The 20,749-nt window shown below is 70.7% G+C and carries 15 protein-coding genes; 12 read left to right on the top strand and 3 right to left on the bottom strand.

Features of this window, described 5'->3' with window-relative positions; translation table 11 throughout:
* The first annotated feature begins 80 nt into the window (after positions 1–80).
* The 3 genes from IT371_16575 (at position 81) to IT371_16565 (ending at position 4,472) form a co-directional block, all read left to right on the top strand.
* A complete protein-coding gene (locus IT371_16575) occupies positions 81–902 on the top strand; it encodes a MerR family transcriptional regulator (protein ID MCC6749280.1) in 822 nt (273 codons plus the stop codon).
* Positions 895–2,634 carry an ankyrin repeat domain-containing protein gene (locus tag IT371_16570; protein MCC6749279.1) on the top strand — a complete coding sequence of 580 codons (1,740 nt, stop codon included), beginning with the start codon at positions 895–897 and terminating at the stop codon, positions 2,632–2,634. The genes IT371_16575 and IT371_16570 overlap by 8 nt, the downstream gene beginning before the upstream one ends.
* A gap of 68 nt (positions 2,635–2,702) precedes the next feature.
* Positions 2,703–4,472: a glutamine--tRNA ligase/YqeY domain fusion protein gene (locus IT371_16565; GenBank protein ID MCC6749278.1), complete on the top strand. Its 1,770-nt coding sequence runs from the start codon at positions 2,703–2,705 to the stop codon at positions 4,470–4,472.
* Positions 4,473–4,493: 21 nt separating this feature from the next.
* On the opposite strand, the gene IT371_16560 is transcribed toward IT371_16565, so the two are convergent.
* Complete coding sequence (locus tag IT371_16560; GenBank protein ID MCC6749277.1) at positions 4,494–7,133, bottom strand: SIS domain-containing protein; 2,640 nt, start codon at positions 7,131–7,133, stop codon at positions 4,494–4,496.
* A gap of 135 nt (positions 7,134–7,268) precedes the next feature.
* Here IT371_16560 and IT371_16555 point away from each other — a divergent pair, with 135 nt between their 5' ends.
* From IT371_16555 to IT371_16530, 6 genes are all read left to right on the top strand, one after another.
* A complete protein-coding gene (locus IT371_16555; protein MCC6749276.1) occupies positions 7,269–9,176 on the top strand; it encodes a protein-arginine deiminase in 1,908 nt (635 codons plus the stop codon).
* Positions 9,177–9,247: 71 nt separating this feature from the next.
* Positions 9,248–10,108, top strand: coding sequence for a HEAT repeat domain-containing protein (locus IT371_16550; GenBank protein MCC6749275.1), 861 nt, complete (start codon positions 9,248–9,250; stop codon positions 10,106–10,108).
* A 185-nt stretch (positions 10,109–10,293) separates the two neighbouring features.
* Positions 10,294–11,088 (top strand): hypothetical protein, encoded by a 795-nt coding sequence (locus tag IT371_16545; protein ID MCC6749274.1) that lies wholly within the window; start codon positions 10,294–10,296, stop codon positions 11,086–11,088.
* A 93-nt stretch (positions 11,089–11,181) separates the two neighbouring features.
* Entirely contained in the window at positions 11,182–12,186 is a 1,005-nt protein-coding gene (locus IT371_16540) for a hypothetical protein (GenBank protein MCC6749273.1), read from the top strand.
* 158 nt (positions 12,187–12,344) lie between these two features.
* Complete coding sequence (gene cysK, locus IT371_16535; protein MCC6749272.1) at positions 12,345–13,271, top strand: cysteine synthase A; 927 nt, start codon at positions 12,345–12,347, stop codon at positions 13,269–13,271.
* Positions 13,272–13,378: 107 nt separating this feature from the next.
* The gene (locus tag IT371_16530) at positions 13,379–14,224 is read left to right on the top strand and encodes a serine acetyltransferase (protein MCC6749271.1); all 846 of its coding nucleotides are present in this window, start codon (positions 13,379–13,381) and stop codon (positions 14,222–14,224) included.
* Between the two features lie 71 nt (positions 14,225–14,295).
* Here the strand turns inward: IT371_16530 and IT371_16525 are convergent, their stop codons facing one another.
* The gene (locus IT371_16525) at positions 14,296–14,760 is read right to left on the bottom strand and encodes a YbhB/YbcL family Raf kinase inhibitor-like protein (protein ID MCC6749270.1); all 465 of its coding nucleotides are present in this window, start codon (positions 14,758–14,760) and stop codon (positions 14,296–14,298) included.
* Between the two features lie 302 nt (positions 14,761–15,062).
* Between IT371_16525 and IT371_16520 the strand changes: the two genes are divergently transcribed.
* From IT371_16520 to IT371_16510, 3 genes are all read left to right on the top strand, one after another.
* Entirely contained in the window at positions 15,063–16,007 is a 945-nt protein-coding gene (locus IT371_16520) for a hypothetical protein (GenBank protein MCC6749269.1), read from the top strand.
* A gap of 111 nt (positions 16,008–16,118) precedes the next feature.
* Entirely contained in the window at positions 16,119–18,755 is a 2,637-nt protein-coding gene (locus IT371_16515; GenBank protein MCC6749268.1) for a carboxypeptidase regulatory-like domain-containing protein, read from the top strand.
* Between the two features lie 160 nt (positions 18,756–18,915).
* On the top strand, positions 18,916–19,794 hold the full coding sequence (locus IT371_16510) for a hypothetical protein (protein ID MCC6749267.1): 879 nt from the start codon (positions 18,916–18,918) through the stop codon (positions 19,792–19,794).
* 41 nt (positions 19,795–19,835) lie between these two features.
* Here IT371_16510 and IT371_16505 read toward each other — a convergent pair whose 3' ends face one another.
* Positions 19,836–20,717 carry a response regulator gene (locus tag IT371_16505; protein ID MCC6749266.1) on the bottom strand — a complete coding sequence of 294 codons (882 nt, stop codon included), beginning with the start codon at positions 20,715–20,717 and terminating at the stop codon, positions 19,836–19,838.
* Positions 20,718–20,749 lie beyond the last annotated feature (32 nt).

The following is a 20,749-nucleotide window of genomic DNA, read 5'->3' as shown; positions in this document are numbered from 1 at the left end:
CAGCGGGGCCTCGGACTATTGTGAAGTGTTGCGTTTGTTAACTTGTTACTTTATAAAGTTCCAACTGTGAAAAGTCAACCATGCAGCTGAAGAACGCGCAGCCCGGGGAGCTCACGATAGGCAAGCTCTCAAAAGAGCTAGGTATTGCGCCGTCCACGATTCACTTCTACGTGGACCAGGGGCTCCTGCCGCGCCCTCGAAAGCTGAACCGGACGCGCGCCGTGTACGGCCCCGTGCACCTGCGGCGAGCCCGACTGATCAAGCGGCTCCAGGCGGCGGGCCTGCCCCTCGCCTTCATCAAGGGTGCGCTCGAACGCGTCGGCGGGGACGAGGCGGCGCTCGATCGACTGGAGAGCGTGGGCTACCTCCAGCCGCTGCCGCGTCCGCGGAACGACCCCGAGCAGGCCCCGATCGAGCCCTTCGAGCCGGTGGACCGCGCCACGTTCCTCGAGCTGGCGCACGCGCCGCACGAGCTCGTCGAGCGTCTCGAGGCGTGGGGGCTCCTGCGACCGAGGCAAGCCGGCCGATACGATGCGCGCGACCTCTGGCTCGTGCAGCAGGTGCAGGCCCTCCTGCGCGATGGGCTGCCGCTCGAGGAGCTCGCCCTGCAGGACCACGTCTTGCCCCTCGCGCGGGCGGTGTCTCCGCTGGTCATGCAGCTCGTGCAGCGGCACACCGAGGCGCTGGCCGCACGACGGATGCGCTTCTCCGAGCTGCTCGGTCCCTTTGCGGCGATCCTGGGCTACATCGCCGATCGCACCAACGACGAGCTCTTCCCCGGCTGGCGCGAGACGTATCTGTGGGCGGCGACGGATGGGGCGGCGGAGGTCGCGGCGGAGCAGGGGGCGTCGGGGTTTGACGCGCCCGAGGCGCCGACGCCGGGGAGCGGTCGGCATGGCTGAGCCGCTGTCTCTTCTCCATCGGGCCGCGTGGAGCGGCGAGGCCGCGCTCCTCGAGGCGGGACTCGGCGCCCGGGAGCCGGTAGATGCCCTCGATGCGGCGGGATTCTCGCCGCTCGCCGTGGCCGCGGCGGCGGGACGCCACCAGATCGTGCAGTCCCTGCTCGCCGCCGGAGCCGACCCGAACCGTGTGGCGCTGGACGGTTGCACCCCGCTCGTGGTCGCAGCCGCGAGTGGGCACCGTGACGTGGCGCGCAGCCTGCTGGCCGCGGGGGCCGAGGCGCGAGCGGCCGTGGACCGCGTACATACGGCGGTGCGTCGCGCGGCCTGGCGGGCCGACGGGGCGACGATCGCCGCCCTCGTCGAGGGTGGGGCCGAGCTCTCCGAGGTAGACGCGGCGCTCTTTTTGCTGCGCAGCTTCGCGCGCGCCGGCACGCGCGTGACGCTCCTGCGGCAGGGGAGCTCCTGGACCGGGATGTGGGACCACGACGACGATCCACCGCACACGGAGCCGGACGTGTTCGCCGTGGACGGGCCCCTCGCGCTCCCCGAGGACGCGCCGCCCGCGCTCCGGAGGCTGGTGCGCGCTCACGCGGACGCGCTCTGCGTCGGGGAGGTGCAGTTCGTCACCCACGCCCGGCAGGAGGGCGAGACGCCGCATTCCGGCTACTGGCTCAGCGTCGAGGAGTGTACGGCGGGCGCCGAGCGCCTCTCCGCCCTCCTTCACGGGCGGTCGCCTGCCCCCGGGGAGCTCGACGAGCTCGGCCGGTGGGCCGCGGAACGAGGGTACACGGCGGCTCTCGAGGCGCTCGTGGCGCTGGGGCTATCGGCAGGGTGCCTGGTCGAGGCCCTCGCGGCGGCGGCGCGTGCGGGCCGCCTCGAGGCAGTGGAGGTGCTTCTCCGTGCGGGCGCCGGTCCGAACGCCTCCAAGGCGAGTGGGCTCACGCCGCTCCACGCCGCGGCCGACGCGTACGACGACGGAGCGTGTCTCCGGGCGCTCCTCGCGGCGGGCGGCGATGCGCGTTGCGAAGGCCATCCGATGACCCCGCTCCACCTCGCCGCTGACCGACGGACCCCCGGCGCGACGGTGGCCCTGCTCGCGGCGGGAGCCGACGCGGCGGCGCGCGACCGCGAAGGGCGAACGCCCTTGCACGTGGCGGCAGCCATGGGGGGGGCCGAGGTGGTGAAGGCGCTCCTGGCCGTCGGCGCGCCCGTCGACGCCGTGGACGGGCAGGGGCGCACCGCGCTGCACGTCGCGGCCGGCTCCTCGCTCTGCGCCGCGGAGGTAGTGGGTCTGCTGCTCGAGGCCGGCGCGAACCTCGAGGCGCCCGACGCCCGCGGTCGCACTCCCGTCGTGGTAGCCATCGAGGCCCCTCGGCCCGACGCCACGCGCGTCCTGCTCGAGGCCGGGGCGCGGGGCGACGCGCGGGATGGCGACGGTCGCACGCCCATCATGAGCTGCGTGCGCTGGACCGGCACCGTGCCCGACATCGAGCGGCTCCTGGCCCAGGGCGGGGAGATCAACGCCGCGGACCGGCGAGGCGAAACGGCGCTGATGCACGCCGTCCGGCACGGGAACTACTTCGTGCTCGCGGACCTGCTCCGCCTCGGCGCGCGCGCGGAGCTCACGAACCGCAAGGGGCAGACGGCCCTTGACCTGGCGCGGGAGCAGGGGAAGGCGGGGACGCGCCTCGTAGAGGAGCTACAGCGGGCCCTGAGGGTTTCGGAGGCGTGAGACGGCGAGTTCTTCTCGGCGCGGCAGCGGTGGTATATCTACCGGCGACACTGCGAAGGACGACGACGATGAACGACCAGAAAGGTGAGCCGCGCGAAACGACGGCGGGCGGGGCGGGCGCCTCTACGGCGAGTCGCGCGCCGGGGCTCGCCGGCGCCGATCCCAGCCTGCCCTCGAACTTCATCCGCGAGCTGGTCGAGGCGGACCAAGAGAGCGGCAAGCACGGGGGGCGCGTGGCGACGCGCTTTCCACCCGAGCCGAACGGCTATCTGCACATCGGCCACGCGAAATCGATCTGCCTGAACTTCGGCGTCGCCGAGGAGTTCGGCGGCACGTGCAACCTGCGCTTCGACGACACGAACCCCACCAAGGAGGAGGTGGAGTACGTGGAGTCGATCCAGGAGGACGTGCGCTGGCTCGGCTTCGATTGGCAGGAAAGGCTCTACTACGCCTCGGACTACTACGAGCGCCTCTACGAGTGCGCGGTCCAGCTGATCAAGGATGGCAAAGCGTACGTCTGCAGCCTGAACGAGCAGGAGGTGCGGAGCTATCGAGGCAACTACTACACCCCGGGGAAGGAGAGCCCCTACCGTACGCGTTCGGTCGAGGAGAACCTGGACCTCTTCGCGCGCATGCGGGCCGGGGAGTTCCCCGACGGCGCGCACCTGCTGCGGGCGAAGATCGACATGACCTCGCCCAACATGAACCTGCGGGACCCGCCGCTCTATCGGATCCGGCACGCCACGCACCACCGGACGGGGGATGCCTGGTGCATCTACCCGATGTACGACTTCGCGCACGGCCTCTGCGACGCGTTCGAGGGGATCACGCACTCCATCTGCACGCTCGAGTTCGAGGATCACCGGCCGCTCTACGACTGGATCCTCGAGCAGCTCCCGGTGCCCGCGCACCCGCAGCAGATCGAGTTCGCGCGGCTGAACCTGACCTACACCGTACTGAGCAAGCGCAGGCTGCTCCAGCTGGTGAAGGAGGGGCTCGTGCGAGGCTGGGACGACCCGCGCATGCCCACGATCAGCGGCTTCCGCCGCCGCGGGTGCACCCCCGAGGCGATTCGCGCCTTCTGCGAGCGCATCGGGGTGGCGCGGCGTGACGGCATCGTGGACGTGGCGCTCCTCGAGCACGCGCTGCGCGAGGATCTGAATCGGGTCGCCCCGCGGGTGATGGGCGTTCTGCGCCCCCTGCGCGTGGTGATCGAGAACTTCCCCGAGGGCCAGACGGAGGAGTTCGACGCGCCCTACTTCCCCGAGGAGCCCGAGCGCGGTTCGCGGAAGGTCCCCTTCTCGCGCGTGGTCTACATCGAGCGCGACGACTTCCGCGAGGTAGCGCCGCCGAAGTGGCACCGTCTCGCGCCGGGCAAGGAGATCCGGCTCCGTTACGCGTGCCTCATCCGCTGCACCGAGGTGGTGAAGGACGCCGAGGGGAACGTGGTCGAGCTGCGCTGCACCTGGGATCCGGAGTCTCGCGGGGGCAACGCCCCGGACGGACGCAAGGTGAAGGGGACCTCGCACTGGGTCTCGGCGGAGCATTCCGTGCAGGCCGAGGTGCGCCTCTACGACCGGCTCTTCCAGAAGGAGAACCCGCTCGACGACGAGAGCGGGGATTTCCTGGCCCAGCTCAACCCCGGGTCGCTCGAGGTGCTCGAGGGGTGTCGCGTGGAACCCAGCCTGCGCGGGGCGGCGCCGGGGAGCCGCTATCAGTTCGAGCGCCTGGGGTACTTCTGCGTGGACCCCGACACCGACGGCGAGCGGATGGTCTTCAACCGCACCATCGGGCTCAAGGACTCGTGGGCCAAGCTCGAACAGCGCCCGGGGGCGTAGGGCCGCGCCTCGCGCCGCGCGTCAATCCACCGTGATCGACTTGCTCACGTTCTTCGGGACGTCGGGATGCACTCCGTGTTCCGCGATGCCGAGGCGATCGAGGTGCTCGGCCTTGAGGAGGCTCATCTTGAGCGCCAGGCGCTGCAGCACGACGGTGGCGGAGAAGACGGTCAGGAGCGGGTCCTCGGTGCGGGGGAGCGCCACGTAGACCGACCGATAGGCGGGGTTGTTGGTGGGGGCCTTGCCGGCCGCCTGCCGCAGCTCCGGGTGGTCCTCGGCGATCACCACCGTCGTCGAACCACGGATCTTGTGCGTGTTGAGCTGCGAGACCGTGAGCGCCACGTCGCGGGGGTCGGGGCCCGTGACGTAGATCAGGGGGTAGTCGGCGTAGAGTTCCTTGGTCAGCGCCGCCTCCTCCAGCTCCGCGTGCAGCAGGCGCCGTTCGGCGTCCTCGAGGGTGAGCTCGGCCGACGCGCCGGAGAAGAGCTGTTCGGCTGCCGCGCGAACGAGGCGTCCGAGAGCCGCGGGGGGGAGGCCGCGAGCGCCTCCCTCGAGGAGCAGTCGCTCCTGCGTCGCCCCGAGCTTCTTCAGGAGGGACTCGAGCTGCGCCGGACCGAAGATCGTGTTGAATCCTAAGATCGTGTTCGGCCCGTGCTTGAACTCCGACCCCTCGAAGCCCTCGGTGTGGTTCAGCACCACCTCGCGCACCTTCAGCGCCCCCTCCTTGGCCACGGCGGTGATGCGCGTGGCGAGGATCTGGATGCTCGGGCGGAGGTAGAGCAACCGCGCGGCGACGTCCACCTCCGCTTCCGTGGCGTGGAGGGTCTCGCGGATCAGCTCGGGCAAGCGCGGCAGCTTCTCCCAGCGCGCGGCGAGCTCCTGCTGGAAGGCGGCGCGCTCCGGCCCCTCAGGGAGGTCGGCTGCCCGCCTTTGGCCGAGCCTGAGCGCCAGCGCGTAGAGGACCGTGAGCTGGTTCATGAAGCTCTTGGTGGCCGGCACGGCGATCTCGGGTCCGCAGCGCAGCGGTATGATCACGTCGCTCTTTTCCTGCGCGAGCGTGGAGTTGACGTTGTTGACCAGCGCGATGCGCGTCACCACGCGCCCAGAGGCCGCCACGTCGTTCATGATGTCGATGAGGTCCTTGGTCTCGCCGCTCTGGCTGATGGCCATCACCACGTCGCCGTCGGCGAGCGAGCGGAGGTGCCCTCCTCGGAACTCGCCCGGCAGGACGGGGACGACCTCGCAGCGCGCCACCTCGTTGAAGAAGAGCGCGCCGGCCTTCGCGGCGTGATACGAGCTGCCGCAGCAGACGGCGAGCAGGCGCCCGCGACCCGCCAGCGCAGTTCCGCAGGTGGCGACGAAGCGGTCGACCGCCTCGGCAAAGGACTCCACATCGCGGAGCTCGACGATCACGTCCAGCAGTCGCACCGCGATGAGGTCGTCCGTTCCGCGCGCACCGACGAGCAGGTCCGCGAGCAAACCGGCCTCGGACGACACGAGGCGCGAGGCGAGCTGCTCCGGCGGCGCGTCGCTCCCTTGCGCCTTCACCTCGACGGGGACGCGACCGAGCAGCGCGGACAAGGGGGGGGAGTCCACGAGCGCGCGAAAGCCCCGGCGGAGGGCGGCGTCGTCGTGGGCCGAACGGAGCGACTCGAGGCCCTCGGCCAGCGCGGCGAGGTCCGCTTCCGGCGTCGCGCGGAGGTAGGGCGAGAGCACGCGCACCGCCTCCGTTCCGCCGCGGAAGGTGGTCACGACGTCGGCGCAGGTGCGCTCCTGCGCCGCAATCTCCTGCTCCATGAAGGTCGAGAAGGGAGGGACCAGCACCGTGTCCTTCACGCGCAGCCGGCTGCGCACCGCCTTGCGCTCGAGCGGTTGACCGGCTCGAATCTCGCCCCCACCGCGCAGGTCGGTCGCGCGATAGACCTGGTAGCCGACGGCGTCGTGCTCCACGAACTCGCCCTCGGCGAGCGGGACGAGCACGCGCGTCAGCTTCAGCACGGCCGAGAGGTCGGAGGACGAGATCGTGAAACGCGCGCCGCTCTCGTCCGTGCCGTGCCCGAAGTAGAGGCTGGAGCCCTGTTTGATCGACCAGAGGCAGCGGGAGACGGGGTCCACGACCACCGCGGCGTAGGACCCGCGCAGGCGCGGCGCGGCCGCGAGGATGGCGGTCCGCATCTGCTCGCGGCGGGTCGCCGGGTCGAGGAGTCGGTCGGCGGGCAAGGTGGCGAGCGCCTGCGCGAAGTAGTGCTCGACGGTATGCACGACCATCTCGCCGTCGTTGTCCGACGCCACGCGGTGACCTTCCGAGGTGAGCCAGGTCTTGAGGTCGTCGCAGTTCGTGACGTTGCCGTTGTGCGCGCCGTAGATCTCCGTCTTGCAGCGCACGAGGTGAGGCTGCGCGTTGAGCTCGTCCACCGCGCCGAAGGTGGCCCAGCGCACCTGTCCGCACAGGATCTGGCCGCCGAGCTTCGCGATGCCGAGCTGGTGCACCATCACCGACGGTGCGCCGACCCCCTTGGCCAGGTGCACGGGCCCCGAACCCTGGATCGCCGCTCCCGTGGAGTCGTACCCGCGGTACTCGAGCGTCTTGAGGAGCTCGGCCGCCACGCGTCCGAGGTCCGACCGCTCTTCGCTGTAGATGAGTCCGATGACACCGCACATGGTCCGCCTCGTGGTCCGTCGTTTGGCGGCGCCATCCTGCCGAACACGCCCAGTGCTTGCAAGGCCCGTGAGTCGATGCATAGTCTCGCAGGCCGAAGGCAGCAGCTTCGAGTTGGTCCTCATGAAGGAGATGCGATGTCGAGAAGAGCAGTCGGTGCCTGGTGGCTTCCCCTCGCCACGGCGCTGGTCTTCGGGGGGTGCGGGAACCCACAGAGTACGAATCAACCGGGGGCGGACGCGGGTCAGGTGGTCCACGACGCGGCGCCGGTTCGCCCCGACGCCAAGATTCCCCCCGACCCGAACCAGCCGGTGGTCGACATCCGCGCCGACGTGAACCGCGACGGGGTGGTGAAGCTCGACGATCCCGCCGACGACAAGGACGAGGAGACGTGGGACGGCAAGCACGGCGCCATCTTCCTGGCGAACCTCGACGACGACACGTCGCGCTGCACCTACTCGAGGTCGACCCCCGACGACGAGCTGGCGGCGTGCCACGACGCCGCCGACGAGGAGGTGAACGGGCCGGACGACCTGGCGGACCTGGCCACGATCAAGGTCGCCCCCTGGCCGAAGGCCCCCGCGCAGGCGACGGGCAAGCTCGTGATCTCCGATGCCGCCTCCTCGAGGGTGCGGCTCTTTCGCGCCACGGGCGGAGGGAGCTACGCGCTGTTCAACCCCGCGCAGGAGAAGCTGTCGCAGGCCGACCTGCGGCAGGGCCTGGAGCTCCGGATCGAGGCCAAGGACATCGTGCGCGACGCGAGCGTCTGGGACGGGTTTGTGGACGTCACGCTGGAAGTGGAGTCGCCCGCCGCGGGCGCCGGGAAGGCGCCGCTGAAGGGCTCTGACACCGTGCGCCTCCGCGTCGCGCCGGTGATCACCTTCCATCACCTCACTGAGCCGGTGACGACCTACGTCACCTCTGTTCCGGGGGACCCGGAGTCGGCCGCCTTCACCAAGGATCTGGCCGGCCTCCTCGCGGGCGTGGGCCTCGGGCCTGCGCACGTCGAGATCAGAGTCAGCGACCTCTGGACGCAGGACTTCTTCGAGACCGGCTACATGTCGATGCCCAAGGCGGGCGGGGAACAGCACGTGGTGCGCGTGGCGCTCCGGTCGGCCAATGTCGAGATGACCATGACGGGCAAGCGCTACCTACGCTCGGCGGGGCGGGTGGTCTTTGAGATGCGCACCAAGGACGTGGCGGCGATCCAGCAGGTGGACGAGAGCACCCCGGAGGACATGCAGTCGCTCAACTCCACAGGCAATCTGGAGGTGGTGCCCCCGTACGCGATGGACGGCGCGTCGTACCCGATGGGACGCCGCATCCAGGGGAGCATCCCGACCTTCCACATCGATCGGTCGTTCGACACGATGCTGACCTCGCAGAAGGTGCAGCCGGCGATCTATCTCGACACGTCGTGGCTGCTCGTCGGGCACGTGGACGAGACGCTGTCCTACGTGAAGAAGGCGGGCTCGCCTCGCGGGTGGGTGCTGATCGTGAACGACCCAGCGATGGCGGTGAAGATGCTGCAGGATCTCAAAACGAAAGGGCAGGGCGGGGCGAAGCTCTTCACGGGGCGCTACTGGATCGACGAGCGGACCTACCAGCAGGTCCCGGCCGAGGTGTCGGTGGACCAGGTCCTGAACGACACCGAGGTGATGTCCGAGACCACGAAGGCCATCGCCGAGGTAGATGCGCAGCTGGCGATCCTCAAGAAGGAGACCGGACTCACCGAGGACGAGATCGTGCGGCTGCCGTTCTTGCACTACCCCGTGGCGGCCCTGTCGGTCGCCTACCAGCCGGGCACCGTGAACCTCTTCTACGTGAAGGACGGCACGGTGATCGCTCCGGAGACGCACGGTCCGGTCGTGGACGGCACCGACGTTTTCAAGGACCAGATGGAGAAGGCTCTCGCGGCCCACGGCGTCGCGGTCAAGTGGCTCGAGAATTGGGACCTCTACCACCGGAACATGGGCGAGGTTCACTGCGCGACGAACACGGCGCGGGCCATTCCGAGCGCCAAGTGGTGGGAGAGCGGCCGATGACGCGTGCACTTCGAATGGCGACCTTGGTACTGCTCCCGTGCGTGGCGGCTTCGGCACAGGCGCGGGGACTGATGATTGGCCCGGAGGACCTCGGGCCGCGCGACTGGGCGGCGCTCCGCGCGGAGATCGCCCGGGCACGGCGGACGCAGCCGGAGGCGTTCGCCCAGGTGGCTGCCGTGCGGAAGAACGTGGCCCGCCTCGACCAGCGGAAGCGGGGCGCGGTGGCTCCCATCTCTCCTCTGCTCAAGGCCATCGGCCCGACGGCGCTCTGGCCGATGCTGGAGATGCTCGCGGTCCAGGCGGCTCCCCGCGGGGAGCTGAACGCCTCGGCGTGGCTCGCGCTGCGACTCGGGCTCGTCGAGGCCGTGGGCACGATCCGGGACGCGCGTGCGCGGCCCGTGCTCGCCGCGCTCTGGCTCGCGCCGGAGACGCTGCTCGTGCGCGCGGTGGCGGAGGCCCTTGGACGCCTCGGGGACGATGCCTCCGTGGCGCTGTTGCTCGATCGGGCTGGGCGCGAGCAGGGGGCCCGACGGATGGCGGTCTACTCGGGAATGGGGAGCTGTCGGCGTCTGCGCTCGACGCAGGCGCTCGCGAAGGTTCTCGCTGCGGAAGAGGATCCCGAGCGGGCGAAGGTCCTGGTCAAGGCCCTGGCGGAGGCCGGCAACTCCGGCGCGTGGCGAACCTCGGGGGCGTGGGCGAAGGGCGAGGAGCAGGCCGTGCGTGAGACGTCGGCCCGCGCGCTGGTCGCGGCCTTCGTGAAGCACGGCGGCGACGTCCGCCAGGCGGCCTCGAATGGGCTGCTGGTGGTGGATGCTCCCGCGACCCCCGGGCTGATCGCTCAGGCCAGGGCGCGGGCCTCGGGCCTCGTCGTCGAGGCGCTCGACGCGCTCCGAGACCGCTTCGCGAGGAACCCCGTGCGGCTCGCGCGGTAGGCAGTAGCCGGCGGGCAGTAGCTCGTCTCCTCGGCCGACCCTTCCTCGCGGCTCCGAATCCCAAAGACCCCGACGAGAAATCGGTGACCCGACCGGGTCGTCGGGCCGTCAAGTGCGCGTCAAGGCGAGGTGGAGCCGTCCGAAGGTCCGGCACGCGAGTTGCGAAGGCCGAGGGCGGAGGTCCCATGTCCCGACCCGCCTTGCAGACCGCCAGACGCCTGCTTCTCCTGGGAGGCGCCGCGTGCGCTGTCACGTTCAGCGGCTGGGGCGAGGCCCGCGGTCAGGGCCGCGGTCGCCTCGCCGAGCTCACGCAGCAGTACGCGCGCGAGTTCGGGCTGCCGATTCGCACCGTGAACGCGGGTACGGCCGAGCGGCGGGTCCAGCGCCAGGTGGTGCCGGTCCTGCCGAACACGTATCAGCGCTTCGCCGAGCTCTTCAGCGTGGCGAACGGGGCGCTGGTCTGGCGCAGCACCACCGGCGATCCGATCCACGCGACGATCAGCCTGGGTGGCGACGCGTACCTGAAGTTCGGCTACGTGGCCGCGCGCCAGTCCCGCTTCGCCGAACGGGTGAACCAGCCGAATCCCTCCAACTCGCCCCAGCACGGCGGGTACTACGCGGCGCTGGCGCTCCAGCCCGCGCGGGTGAACTACCTGCTCAACTGGTGGGCCACCGAGGGTTCCGACGAGCCGAACTTCCGCACGCGCCACCCGCAGGAGCCGTTGAACGGCGGGTGCATGTGGTGGCTGCTGCACGCGCGGGTAGCCGACGACGTCCCGTTCGCGCACGCCTTCGGGGTTACGCGCTCGCGCTCGCCGGCCAACCTCTTCCCGAAGCTGGTCTGGGCCGGCACCGAGGCGGTGGGGACGATCGGCGTGGCCTGCCAGAGCCTGGAGGCCTTCAATGCCATGGGGGAGCAGCAGCTCCTCGGTGCGCCTCCGGCCGGCGGCCTCGAGGACGCGGTGCGACCGGCGCGCTGAGGGATCCCCGGGGCCGAGTCACGTTGACGCTGCGCGTTGACATCGGTCGTTGTTCGTGGGAGAAGCCCCGGCGGCGACCAACCGGAGGGTTTCATGCGTGCATGGCGAATGATCGGGTGGGCGGCCTGCCTGGTGGGCGGGCTGGCGATGGCGGGCTGCGGGGCGACGGAATCGGAGCCCGCGGACCAGGATCAGCTCGAGGCGGATGCGCTCACGGGCGCCGACGGCAAGGACGACAGTCTCTACTCCACGTCGACCTACTTCTCGGTGCGGCGGGACTTCCGCAAGTGCATGTCGCCGCTCTGCGGGGGCTACTTCGTGAAGCGCCTGAACCGCACCACCACGCGCTGTCACGACGGAGTCTACGCCGCCGAGTGCTACGCGGCGGAGCTGGAGCTCTCGGCGCTGGGCCTCTCGGCGAGCGACGCGGCGAGCTTCGAGGCGGAAGTGGCCTCGGGGCGCGGCCTTTTGCGCGGACGCGTGGTGGCGCACACCTACGGCTCCGGGGGCGGGTCCTGGGTGCTCGGCCAGTTCAAGGCCTCCGAGGGGTGGCGAGCGGCCAGCGCCAACGCGCCGACGGGGATCTTTCGGCGCATGACCGACAACGGGATCCGCTGCATCAAGGCCCCGTGCTTCAACCTCCATGGGCCGCGCCTCAACTCGACGCTCACCATGGACTTCAGCGCTCTCGATCTTCGCGCGGCGGGAGCCACGCCGGAGCAGCTCCAGAAGGCGAACGAGGCGCTGCTCACGCGGGACGGCGTCATCGTGGCCGGCCTGGCCCGAACCACGCGAGACGGCGGACGCACGATGGTTGGCAGCCAGTTCTATCTGCGCGTGAAGAAGAGCGCCCCGGCGCCGCTCTCGTGCGCCAAGGATACCGACTGCACCTGGACCGCCTTCGATCGCCCCGTGACGAGCCCGGGCGAGTGCTACTGCACGGTCTGCCCGACGGCCGTGCTGAACGTGACCACGGCGACCGCCAACCAGGCCTCGTGGGATGCGCAGTGCGCGGCGGTGCGGCTGATGTGCCCCGCCTATCCATGTCGCTTGGTGCCCGACCCGGTCTGCCGTAACGGGCTCTGCGTAGCCCAGTAGCCCGGTTCGCGTCGTCTCGCCCTCTCGCCCCTCTCGCCCGCTGCTCATCCGGGCCTTTTCCTTGCGGCGTTCGCCCGCCAATGGCTCTACAATGGCGCTCCCGGGGCTTTGGCTCCCCGGGGCTCCCTCAGGGCACAGGACTAGCAAAGGAGAGCAGGATGAACGTGGCGAGCAGCATCGCGGACCTGATCGGGCGGACTCCTCTCGTGCGCCTCAATCGGCTCACCGAAGGATGTCATGCGGAGGTGGTGGCGAAGCTCGAGTCCTTCAACCCGTGTTCGAGCGTCAAGGACCGGATCGGACTCGCGATGATCGAGGCGGCGGAGCGGGATGGGCGGCTGTCCCGCGACATGCGCATCCTCGAACCGACGAGCGGCAATACCGGCATCGCGCTGGCGTTCGTGGCGGCGGCGAAGGGCTACCGCTGCACGCTGGTGATGCCCGAGACCATGAGCCTGGAGCGGCGCAAGCTGCTCAAGATCTTCGGCGCCGAGCTGGTCCTGACGCCGGGTGCCGAGGGGATGCCCGGGGCGATCCGGAAGGCCCAGGAGATGGCGGACGCCGACCGCACCTACTTCATGCCCCAGCAGTTCAAGAACCCGGCGAACCCCGACGTGCATCGCAAGACGACGGCCGAGGAGATCTGGAAGGACACCGACGGCAAGGTGGACTTCCTCATCTCGGGGGTGGGGACGGGTGGAACCATCACGGGGGTGGCCGAGGTGATCAAGCCGCGGCGCCCGTCCTTCAAGGCCATCGCCGTCGAGCCGACGGGCTCGCCGGTCCTGTCGGGCGGGGCGCCCGGGCCGCACAAGATCCAGGGGATCGGGGCCGGCTTCGTGCCAGAGATCCTGCGCATGGACCTCGTGGACGAGGTGATTCAGGTCGGCCACGAGGACGCGGGCCAGTTCGCGCGGCGCCTGGCCAAGGAGGAGGGCATTCTCGCGGGCATCTCCTCGGGGGCCGCCGTGTGGGCGGCGGTGCAGGTGGCGCGGCGACCGGAGAACAAGGGCAAGCTGATCGTCACCGTGCTGCCGTCCACGGGTGAGCGCTACCTCAGCACCTGGCTCTTCGAGGACGCCTGATGCACGAGGGGGCGGGATCGGGTTTCCCGGCCGAGGAGGGACCGGTCGGGAAAGGGGCCGAGCTGGCGTCGATCGTGGAGTCCCTCTCGCACACTCCCCCGGGCCTCATGCGCTCGGCCGAGGAGACGCACGAGCCCGTTCCGTCGCGGGACGGGGTCGTGCACCTCGTCGAGGCGCTGCGGGCGGTGCTCTTCCCCGGATACTTCGGTACGGCGGAGGCGCGGCCCGCCACGCTGCGCTACCACCTGGGCTACACGCTGGACCGGGTGCAGCGGAACCTGCGGCTTCAGGTGCGGCGAGGGCTCGCCTTCTCGTGCCAGGAGCCGTACGACCCCAAGCGCTGCGACGAACGGGCGCAGGAGGTCACGCACACCTTTCTCGCGCGACTCCCCGAGGTACAGCGCCTGCTCGGCCTGGACGTAGAGGCGGCCTTCCAGGGGGACCCGGCAGCTCCCTCGCCGGCAGAGATCATCTTCTGCTACCCGGGGCTGCTCGCCATCACGAACTACCGCATCGCCCACGAGCTACAGCGTCTGGGCGTGCCGCTCCTGCCGCGCATGATCGCCGAGCACGCCCACAGCATCACCGGGATCGACATTCATCCGGGGGCGACGATCGGCGAGCGCTTCTTCATCGATCACGGTACGGGCGTGGTGATCGGAGAGACGGCCGTGATCGGCGAGCGCGTCCGGCTCTACCAGGGCGTGACGCTGGGCGCGAAGAGCTTTCCCGCCGACGAGAAGGGGCACCTGGTGAAGGGGATCCCGCGGCATCCGATCATCGAGGACGACGTGATCATTTACGCGGGTGCCACGGTGCTCGGCCGCATCACGGTGGGCCGAGGCACGGTCGTGGGCGGGAACGTCTGGCTCACGCGGAGCGTGCCGCCGGGGAGCCGGGTGGCGATGCAGGCTCCTCGGGACTCGAGCTTCGAATCCGGCGACGGAATCTAGGCGCGTGGGCCGACGCGCCTAGCGAGCGTGGGCGTGGGCCGGCCAGCTCGCGGCTTACCTCCTGCGCGCCACTACCGCTGATAGGTCCCCATGAGCTCGGCCCTGCCGAGGACCTTCCCCTCGAGGGCGCGAGCGAGCTCTTCACGGCTCGCCCCCGATGGCAGGCCGGTGGGCGCGGAGAGGGCGTAGAGGCGGAAGTAGTAGCGGTGCCGCCCGTGCCCCTTGGGCGGCATCGGGCCGCGGTAGCCGAGCTCCCCCCACGAGTTCTTTCCCTGCCGGGCGCCGCTCGGTAGCGACGGGTTCTTGCCGACCCCCTCGGCCAGGCTCGTGACCTGGGCCGGCAGGTCGTAGAGGGTCCAGTGGACCCAGTTGCCGACGGGAGCGTCGGGATCTTCGCAGACCAGGGCGAAGTACTTGGTGCCCGCCGGCGCTCCGCTCCAGGCGAGCGGCGGCGAGCGGTCGATCCCCTCTCCGGTGTGCGCCTTCGGGATCGCGGCCTCGGGGGTGACGGCTGTGGACGTCATGGTGAACGACATGGTTCCCTCCTTCTTCTTCCCAGCCTCCGGGGGTGACGGCGGGACGCCTCCCTCCCTGGAGGTCACCTTCGAGCAGCTCGCCAGTGCGACGAGCGCTCCCAACCACGCGTGGCGACGCATCGTGTCTTCTCCTTCGGCTGGCGCGTCGAGGGGACTCTACGCCTCCGCGTGCGCCATTTCCAGGGAGGGGAGGGGGCGTCCTTCCCAATCCCCCGCATGACTCTAGAATGCATTCTCTAATTGCGAGAGGCGCGTGGATCGTGCGACGAGGGCCCGGTTCAGACCGTGAGGGAGCCATGCACATGAAGGGCTGGTTGCTGGTCTCTGGGGCGCTGCTCTGCGGCGCCTGCAGCGCGACGACGACGCCGGGCGGCGGGGATGCCGGGGGCCAGGGAGACAGCGCGGCGCCGCGCGTGGACGGCGCAGGTGGCGATGCGGCGCGTGCCGACGCCCGGGTGACGGATGGCGCTCGCGCGGACGCGAAGAGCGCCGACCAGCGGCCCGGCGACGCGGCGGCCTCGGTGAGCGAGAGCGAACCGAACGACGGCAAGACGACGACCGAGGTGAACGCGATCAAGGTGCCGGTGCTCGTGCGCGGGAGCATCGGCGTGGCGGACGACGCCGACGTCTTCACCTTTCAGGCGCAGGCGGGTGACCGCCTCGTCGCGCGGGTGCAAGGACAGGGCGGACTGCGGCCGCACCTGGCTGTCTTCGGGGAGAAGGGCCTCGGCGTCCCCGCCTCGGTTACGAGCTCGGCCAGCGGGGAGACCTTCGCCGAGTACTACGTCCTCAAGAGCGGAGCCTACTTCGTGGCGGTACGGGACCTGCGCAACGTGGGCGGCTCGTCGCAGCACGTGGGGGGCCCCGCGCTCACCTACGCGCTCACGGTGCTGGGGCTCTCCCGGCCGCCCATCTCGGCGACGGTGGGGAGCGAGACCAAGGCCACCATCTCCCCCTACGGTACGGTGCTCGTCTTCGCCTTCACGGCCCAGAAGGACGAGAAAGTGGACGTGACGGTCCTGGCGAAGCGGCTCGTTCCGCCCTCGGACGCGGATACGCGCCTGAGCTTGTTTCACCCCGGTCAGGCGGCCTGGCTCGGGACGAACGAGGACCTCTCGGGGAGCCAGAGCGATTCGCTGCTCACGGGCAACCTCCCGTTCGCGGGGACCTACCATGCGATCGTGGAGAACGTGGCCGCGGCTCCGGGCTCGAACCTGGCAGTCACGCTCAAGCTCAGCCGACCCTAGGACGAGCGCAGTCGAAGACGCGCGGTGCGTGGGACCTCCGCGGGCGGGGCCGCGAGGTGCGTCGTGGTCGCCGGGGGGGCCCCGGAGCGGTGCTGTGGTAGGCTGCGCGGCATGAAGCCGGTAGCGCTCGTTCGTGGATTCTTGCTCTCTCTGGCTCTCTTCGCCGCCTGCGACGACGATTGGCGGCCCGTGGCGGACGCGGGGGGAACGCCTCCGGCGGGCGACGGGAGAGCCTCGGATGCCGCTCGAGGGGACCTGGGTCCGCTGCCGCTGGACCTACCCTCCGGGGGGGCAGGGCACGCGCGCGTCGACGAGACGCTGGGAGCCGGGCAGGTTCGCGCCGGTCGCGTGACGGACGCGGCGCAGCTCCTCTCCGGAGTGAAGGTGCGCGGACGCGTCGGAGACTATCGTCTCTACAACGCGCGCGTGGCGTTCATCGTCCAGGATGGTCGTCGGTCGGACGGCATCGGGACCTACGGGGGCCAGGTCGTGGACGCCGTGCGCCTCGGACAGGCGGGGGAGCAGGCGCGAAGTCTCCTCGGAGAGATGATCTTCGGGGTGGGGACGCAGACGGTCCGGCCGACGAGCGTCGGGGTGATCGCCGACGGCAGCGACGGGAAGGCCGCCGTGGTGCGCGTGATCGGCGAGCCGGTCGCCGTGCCGGTCTTCGCGAGCTTCGCGCTCGGCAAGCTCCCGCCCTGCGCGATCGTGATGGACTACGTCCTCGAGCCCGAGAGCGACGCCCTCGAGATCCGCTGGAGGGTGATCAACCGCCACCGGACGACGAACATCACAACCACCGCCATCCTGGGGGTTCTCGCCGGGGACGGAGCGGACTTCTTCATGGAGGGGGTGGGCTTCGACACCTCGAGCACCTTCCCGGGAAGGTACGTGGGCATGATCGCGCGCAGCGTCGGCTACGCGCTCGTGCCCTCCGAGGGGCAGGTCACGCCGCTCGTGGTCGTGAGCGGCACCTGGCTCATGTCGAACGGGGAGTGGAGCATCCCCGCGGCGGGGGAATCGGTTCGGCGCTACCGGCTGGTCGTGTCCGACGGGACGCCGGACGCCGTGCTGCGGGGAGTGCGCAGCGTGCTCGGCCAGCCCCCGCTGGCGGAGCTCTCGGGGAGAGTGCTGAGCGGAACGACCCCCGTGGCGGAGGCGCGGGTGCACCTGACCACCGTGGAGTCGCCGCCGAAGTACGTGACCGGCGGACGCACAGACGCGAAGGGCGACTATCGCGTGGCCGTGGGGCCCGGCACGTATCGCGTGACGGCGGTGGCGGACGGCCGGGCGCCGTCGGTGGACCGCGAGGTGCGCGTGGAGACCTCCGGCGGGTCGGCGGACCTGTCGGTGGGCGAGAGCTCCCGGGTGACCTTCACCGTCAGCGACGTGGCGGGAGCCGACCTGCCGGCGAAGGTGATCGCCATGCCCAACACCAAGCCGCGCGCGTTTCCGGCGAGCTTCGGCGAGCGCGCGTTTCCGGCCGGGGCGGCGCAGGTGGCCTTCTACCTCGGAGGCACGGGTGAGCTGGCCCTGCCTCCCGGGGAGTACCGGCTGACCGCTAGCCGTGGCTTCGAGTACGAGCTCGACGAGCGGGAGGTGACCGCGGCCAGCGGTGCGCCGCAGGCCGTGGCCTTTCGGCTCACGCGCTCCGTGGACACGCGAGGGTACATGTCGGGCGACTTCCACGTGCACGCCATGTGGTCTCCCGATTCGAGCGATCTCTACGAGCTCAAGGTCTCGGCCCTCGCCGCGGAGGGGGTCGAGCTTCCGGTCTGCACCGAACACGAGTACGTGGGCGACTACGGGCCCACCATCGCGAAGCTCGGACTGCAGAGGTTCGTGCGCGGCGTGGTCGGCGAGGAGATCACGAGCTTCGTCTACGGGCACTTCAATCCGTTTCCGATCGAGGCCGACCCGAGTTTGCCCAACCGAGGGGCTCTCGTCTGGTACGAGCTGACCCCTCCGGCCGTCTTCGCCGAGGTCCGTCGGAGGTGGCCGCAGGCGGTGTTGCAGGTGAACCACCCGCGCGCCCCGGCGATGGCCTACTTCACCTACGTGGGCTACGACCCGCTCACGGGGCAGACCAGGCTGCAGGCCGAGTGGAGCACGGCGTTCGACGCGGTGGAGGTCTTCAACGGCTCGGGGTGGCGCGCGAACCGGGAGCGAACCGTGGCGGACTGGTTTTCTCTGCTCGAGCGCGGCCTGCGCGTCACGGCAACCGGGAACTCGGACTCGCACAACGCGTTCTCGGCCGAGGTGGGCTACCCGCGGAACTACGTCAAGCTCTCCACCGACGAGCCGGCGGCCGTGAGCCTCGAGGAGCTGGCGCGGTCGGTCAAGGCGCAGCGCGTGGCGGTGAGCGGGGGGATCTTCGTCACCGCCGAAGCCGAAGGGAAGGGCCTCGGAGAGCTCGTGCGCGCCGAGGGGGGCAAGGTGAAGCTCGCGATCAAGGTGCAGGCGCCGCGCTGGGTCCCGGCGGAGGCTCTGGAGGTCATCGTGGGTGGGGTCACCGCGAAGCGCATCGAGCTGGGCGCGGCCACCCAAGATCCGTCGAACCCGGTCGTGCGCTATCAGGGCACGGTCGAACTCGAGGTGACGCGCGACACCTGGGTGGTCGTCGTGGCCACGGGCACGGGGACCCTCGACCCGGTGGTGCGCGGCGGGGAGCCCTTCGGCCTGACGAACCCGATCTACGTGGACGCCGACGGCAACGGCTCGTTCACCCCTTCGAAGAGCTTTCCCTGACCGCGTCCTCCCCGGAGAGTGGCGCGACTGGCCGGCCAGGGGGCCTTCCGGTGCCGCGGCCTTCGGCCTAACGCCCCGCTTCTCCTGGCACGGGTCGGCGTGTCGCCGCGGCCTGGCTCTTGCACTCTTGTATCCGTTGGCCTCGCGACGAGGCTCCACGATGACGCTTCGACTGTGCACCCTGTGCGCTGGCCTGCTGGCGGCGCTGCTCGGCATGGGTGGCGCTACCGCGCGGCCCGGGGGAGATCCGCCCGGGCCGCGCCGCTTCGACGACCGACCGCGGCTGGCCCGCCCCGCGGCGCCCCGCGCGGGCCCTCTGCGGTGGCGGGTTCACGAGAGCCGGAGCTTCCGCGTCCTCTACCTCGACGGGGAGCTCGCCCCGCGTCTGGCGGCGGCGGCCGAGGCGGCGCGCGTGCGTCTCTATCGGGACTGGACTGGCCGGGCCCCCGCGCTGGCCTGGTCGCCCCGTTGCGACCTCTACCTCTATCGCTCGACGGAAGAGCTGGTGCAGATGACGGGCGGCGATCCGAAGGCTGGCTCGGCGCAAGCCCGGCCCGCGCGCCTCTCGCCGGGACAGATGCTCGAGCGCCGCATCAACGTCGCCGCGGATGACGATGGCCTCTTCGAGACCACGATCCCGCACGAGGTGACGCACGTGCTCTCGGCCGAGCTGCTGGCAGGGCAGCCGCTCCCTCGCTGGGCCGACGAGGGGATGGCCATGCTCGCCGAGTCCGAGCGGGACCAGCGCCGCCGCGAAGAGACGCTACGCGCGCGCCTCCGCCGAGCCGCTCCCTTCCGGCTACGGGACCTCGTGCGCATGGGTTACCCCGACGAGGAATACATGTCCCTCTTCTACGCGCAGAGCGTGTCGGTGGTGCGCTACCTCGTGCGCCTCGGCGGGCGTCCTACGCTGCTCGCCTTCCTCCGGACGGCCGGGCGGTACGGCGTGGACTACGGCCTACGTTACCACTACGGGCTGGGCGGCCTCACCGACCTGGAGAGCCGCTGGCGCGCCGCCCAAAGAGAAGAGGGCCGGTAGCCGACCCGGCCCTCTTGCGATGCGGTACGTCAGACGCGCTCTCAGTTGCAGCAGTGGGGCGGGGCCCCGGGCTCCTCGAGCGCTGCCTGGGTGGGGAGGCAGAGAGTGATGTCCACTTCGTTCATGCCCGGCCAGGTGAGGTGCAGGCAGCCGCCGAGGGCCCGGGCGGCCCGTCGGCAGTAGGCGAAGACCTGCTCGAGTTCGCTCTCCTCCGTGCGCTCGGCGAACGAACGCTGCGCGCGGAACTGCACGTGCACCTCGACGCTGTCCCCCACGAGCTCGGTGTGTAGCATCACGGCCGTCTTGGGGGCGGCATTGCGCTGCGCGCACATGAGCAGCGTCTGCATCAGCTCCTGCGCCACCTCGGGGGCCACGACCACGGAGGCCGCCGGCGCGTCGCCGGTCCAGAAGGGCGTGCACTGCTCGCGGAAGGCCCCCGCCACGCGGCTCGAGACGGTCGCGATCAGGCTCTCGACGGGGAGCGGACGCGCCTCGGGGAGCGCGTCGCGTTCGGCCTTCAGTGCGGGAGGAGTGGCCGCCTGCGCCCGGGCCGCGAGCCGCTTCGCGGCGCCGGTGAGGTCCGTTACGAGGGTCTGCAGGTTGAACGGCTTGGGCAGGTAGCTGTAGAGCCCCAGACGGACGGCGTCCACCGCGGAGCCCATGTCGGCGTAGGCGGTGATCAGGATGGCCTCGAAGGGGTGCCCCTCCTGCCGGAGCTGTTCGATGAGGCGGATCCCCGAATCTCCCGGCAGGTTCTTGTCGGTGACGAGGAGGTAGGGCTGGCTCGGATCCACCGCCTGCCGGAAGGCCTCCGCGGTGGAGAAGGCCTGCACCGCGAAGCCGTTGCGGCTGAGCAGATGACAGATCAGGTGACGGATCGACGCCTCGTCGTCCACCACGTAGGTCTGAAATAGCCCGGCCATGGTCGTCCTCCTCTGGTTTCCGCCTCGGGCGC

This window comes from Deltaproteobacteria bacterium, assembly GCA_020848905.1.
Taxonomy (GTDB): Bacteria; Myxococcota_A; Polyangia.
The sequence above is the reverse complement of the archived record's forward strand: the minus strand, read 5'-3'. Positions and strand labels throughout refer to the sequence as shown.

Coding starts and splice junctions, on each gene's coding strand:
- IT371_16575 (MCC6749280.1), top strand. CDS start 81: ATGCAGCTGAAGAACGCGCAGCCCGGGGAGCTCACGATAGGCAAGCTC.
- IT371_16570 (MCC6749279.1), top strand. CDS start 895: ATGGCTGAGCCGCTGTCTCTTCTCCATCGGGCCGCGTGGAGCGGCGAG.
- IT371_16565 (MCC6749278.1), top strand. CDS start 2,703: ATGAACGACCAGAAAGGTGAGCCGCGCGAAACGACGGCGGGCGGGGCG.
- IT371_16560 (MCC6749277.1), bottom strand. CDS start 7,133: ATGTGCGGTGTCATCGGACTCATCTACAGCGAAGAGCGGTCGGACCTC.
- IT371_16555 (MCC6749276.1), top strand. CDS start 7,269: ATGTCGAGAAGAGCAGTCGGTGCCTGGTGGCTTCCCCTCGCCACGGCG.
- IT371_16550 (MCC6749275.1), top strand. CDS start 9,248: ATGATTGGCCCGGAGGACCTCGGGCCGCGCGACTGGGCGGCGCTCCGC.
- IT371_16545 (MCC6749274.1), top strand. CDS start 10,294: ATGTCCCGACCCGCCTTGCAGACCGCCAGACGCCTGCTTCTCCTGGGA.
- IT371_16540 (MCC6749273.1), top strand. CDS start 11,182: ATGCGTGCATGGCGAATGATCGGGTGGGCGGCCTGCCTGGTGGGCGGG.
- cysK (MCC6749272.1), top strand. CDS start 12,345: ATGAACGTGGCGAGCAGCATCGCGGACCTGATCGGGCGGACTCCTCTC.
- IT371_16530 (MCC6749271.1), top strand. CDS start 13,379: ATGCGCTCGGCCGAGGAGACGCACGAGCCCGTTCCGTCGCGGGACGGG.
- IT371_16525 (MCC6749270.1), bottom strand. CDS start 14,760: ATGTCGTTCACCATGACGTCCACAGCCGTCACCCCCGAGGCCGCGATC.
- IT371_16520 (MCC6749269.1), top strand. CDS start 15,063: ATGAAGGGCTGGTTGCTGGTCTCTGGGGCGCTGCTCTGCGGCGCCTGC.
- IT371_16515 (MCC6749268.1), top strand. CDS start 16,119: ATGAAGCCGGTAGCGCTCGTTCGTGGATTCTTGCTCTCTCTGGCTCTC.
- IT371_16510 (MCC6749267.1), top strand. CDS start 18,916: ATGACGCTTCGACTGTGCACCCTGTGCGCTGGCCTGCTGGCGGCGCTG.
- IT371_16505 (MCC6749266.1), bottom strand. CDS start 20,717: ATGGCCGGGCTATTTCAGACCTACGTGGTGGACGACGAGGCGTCGATC.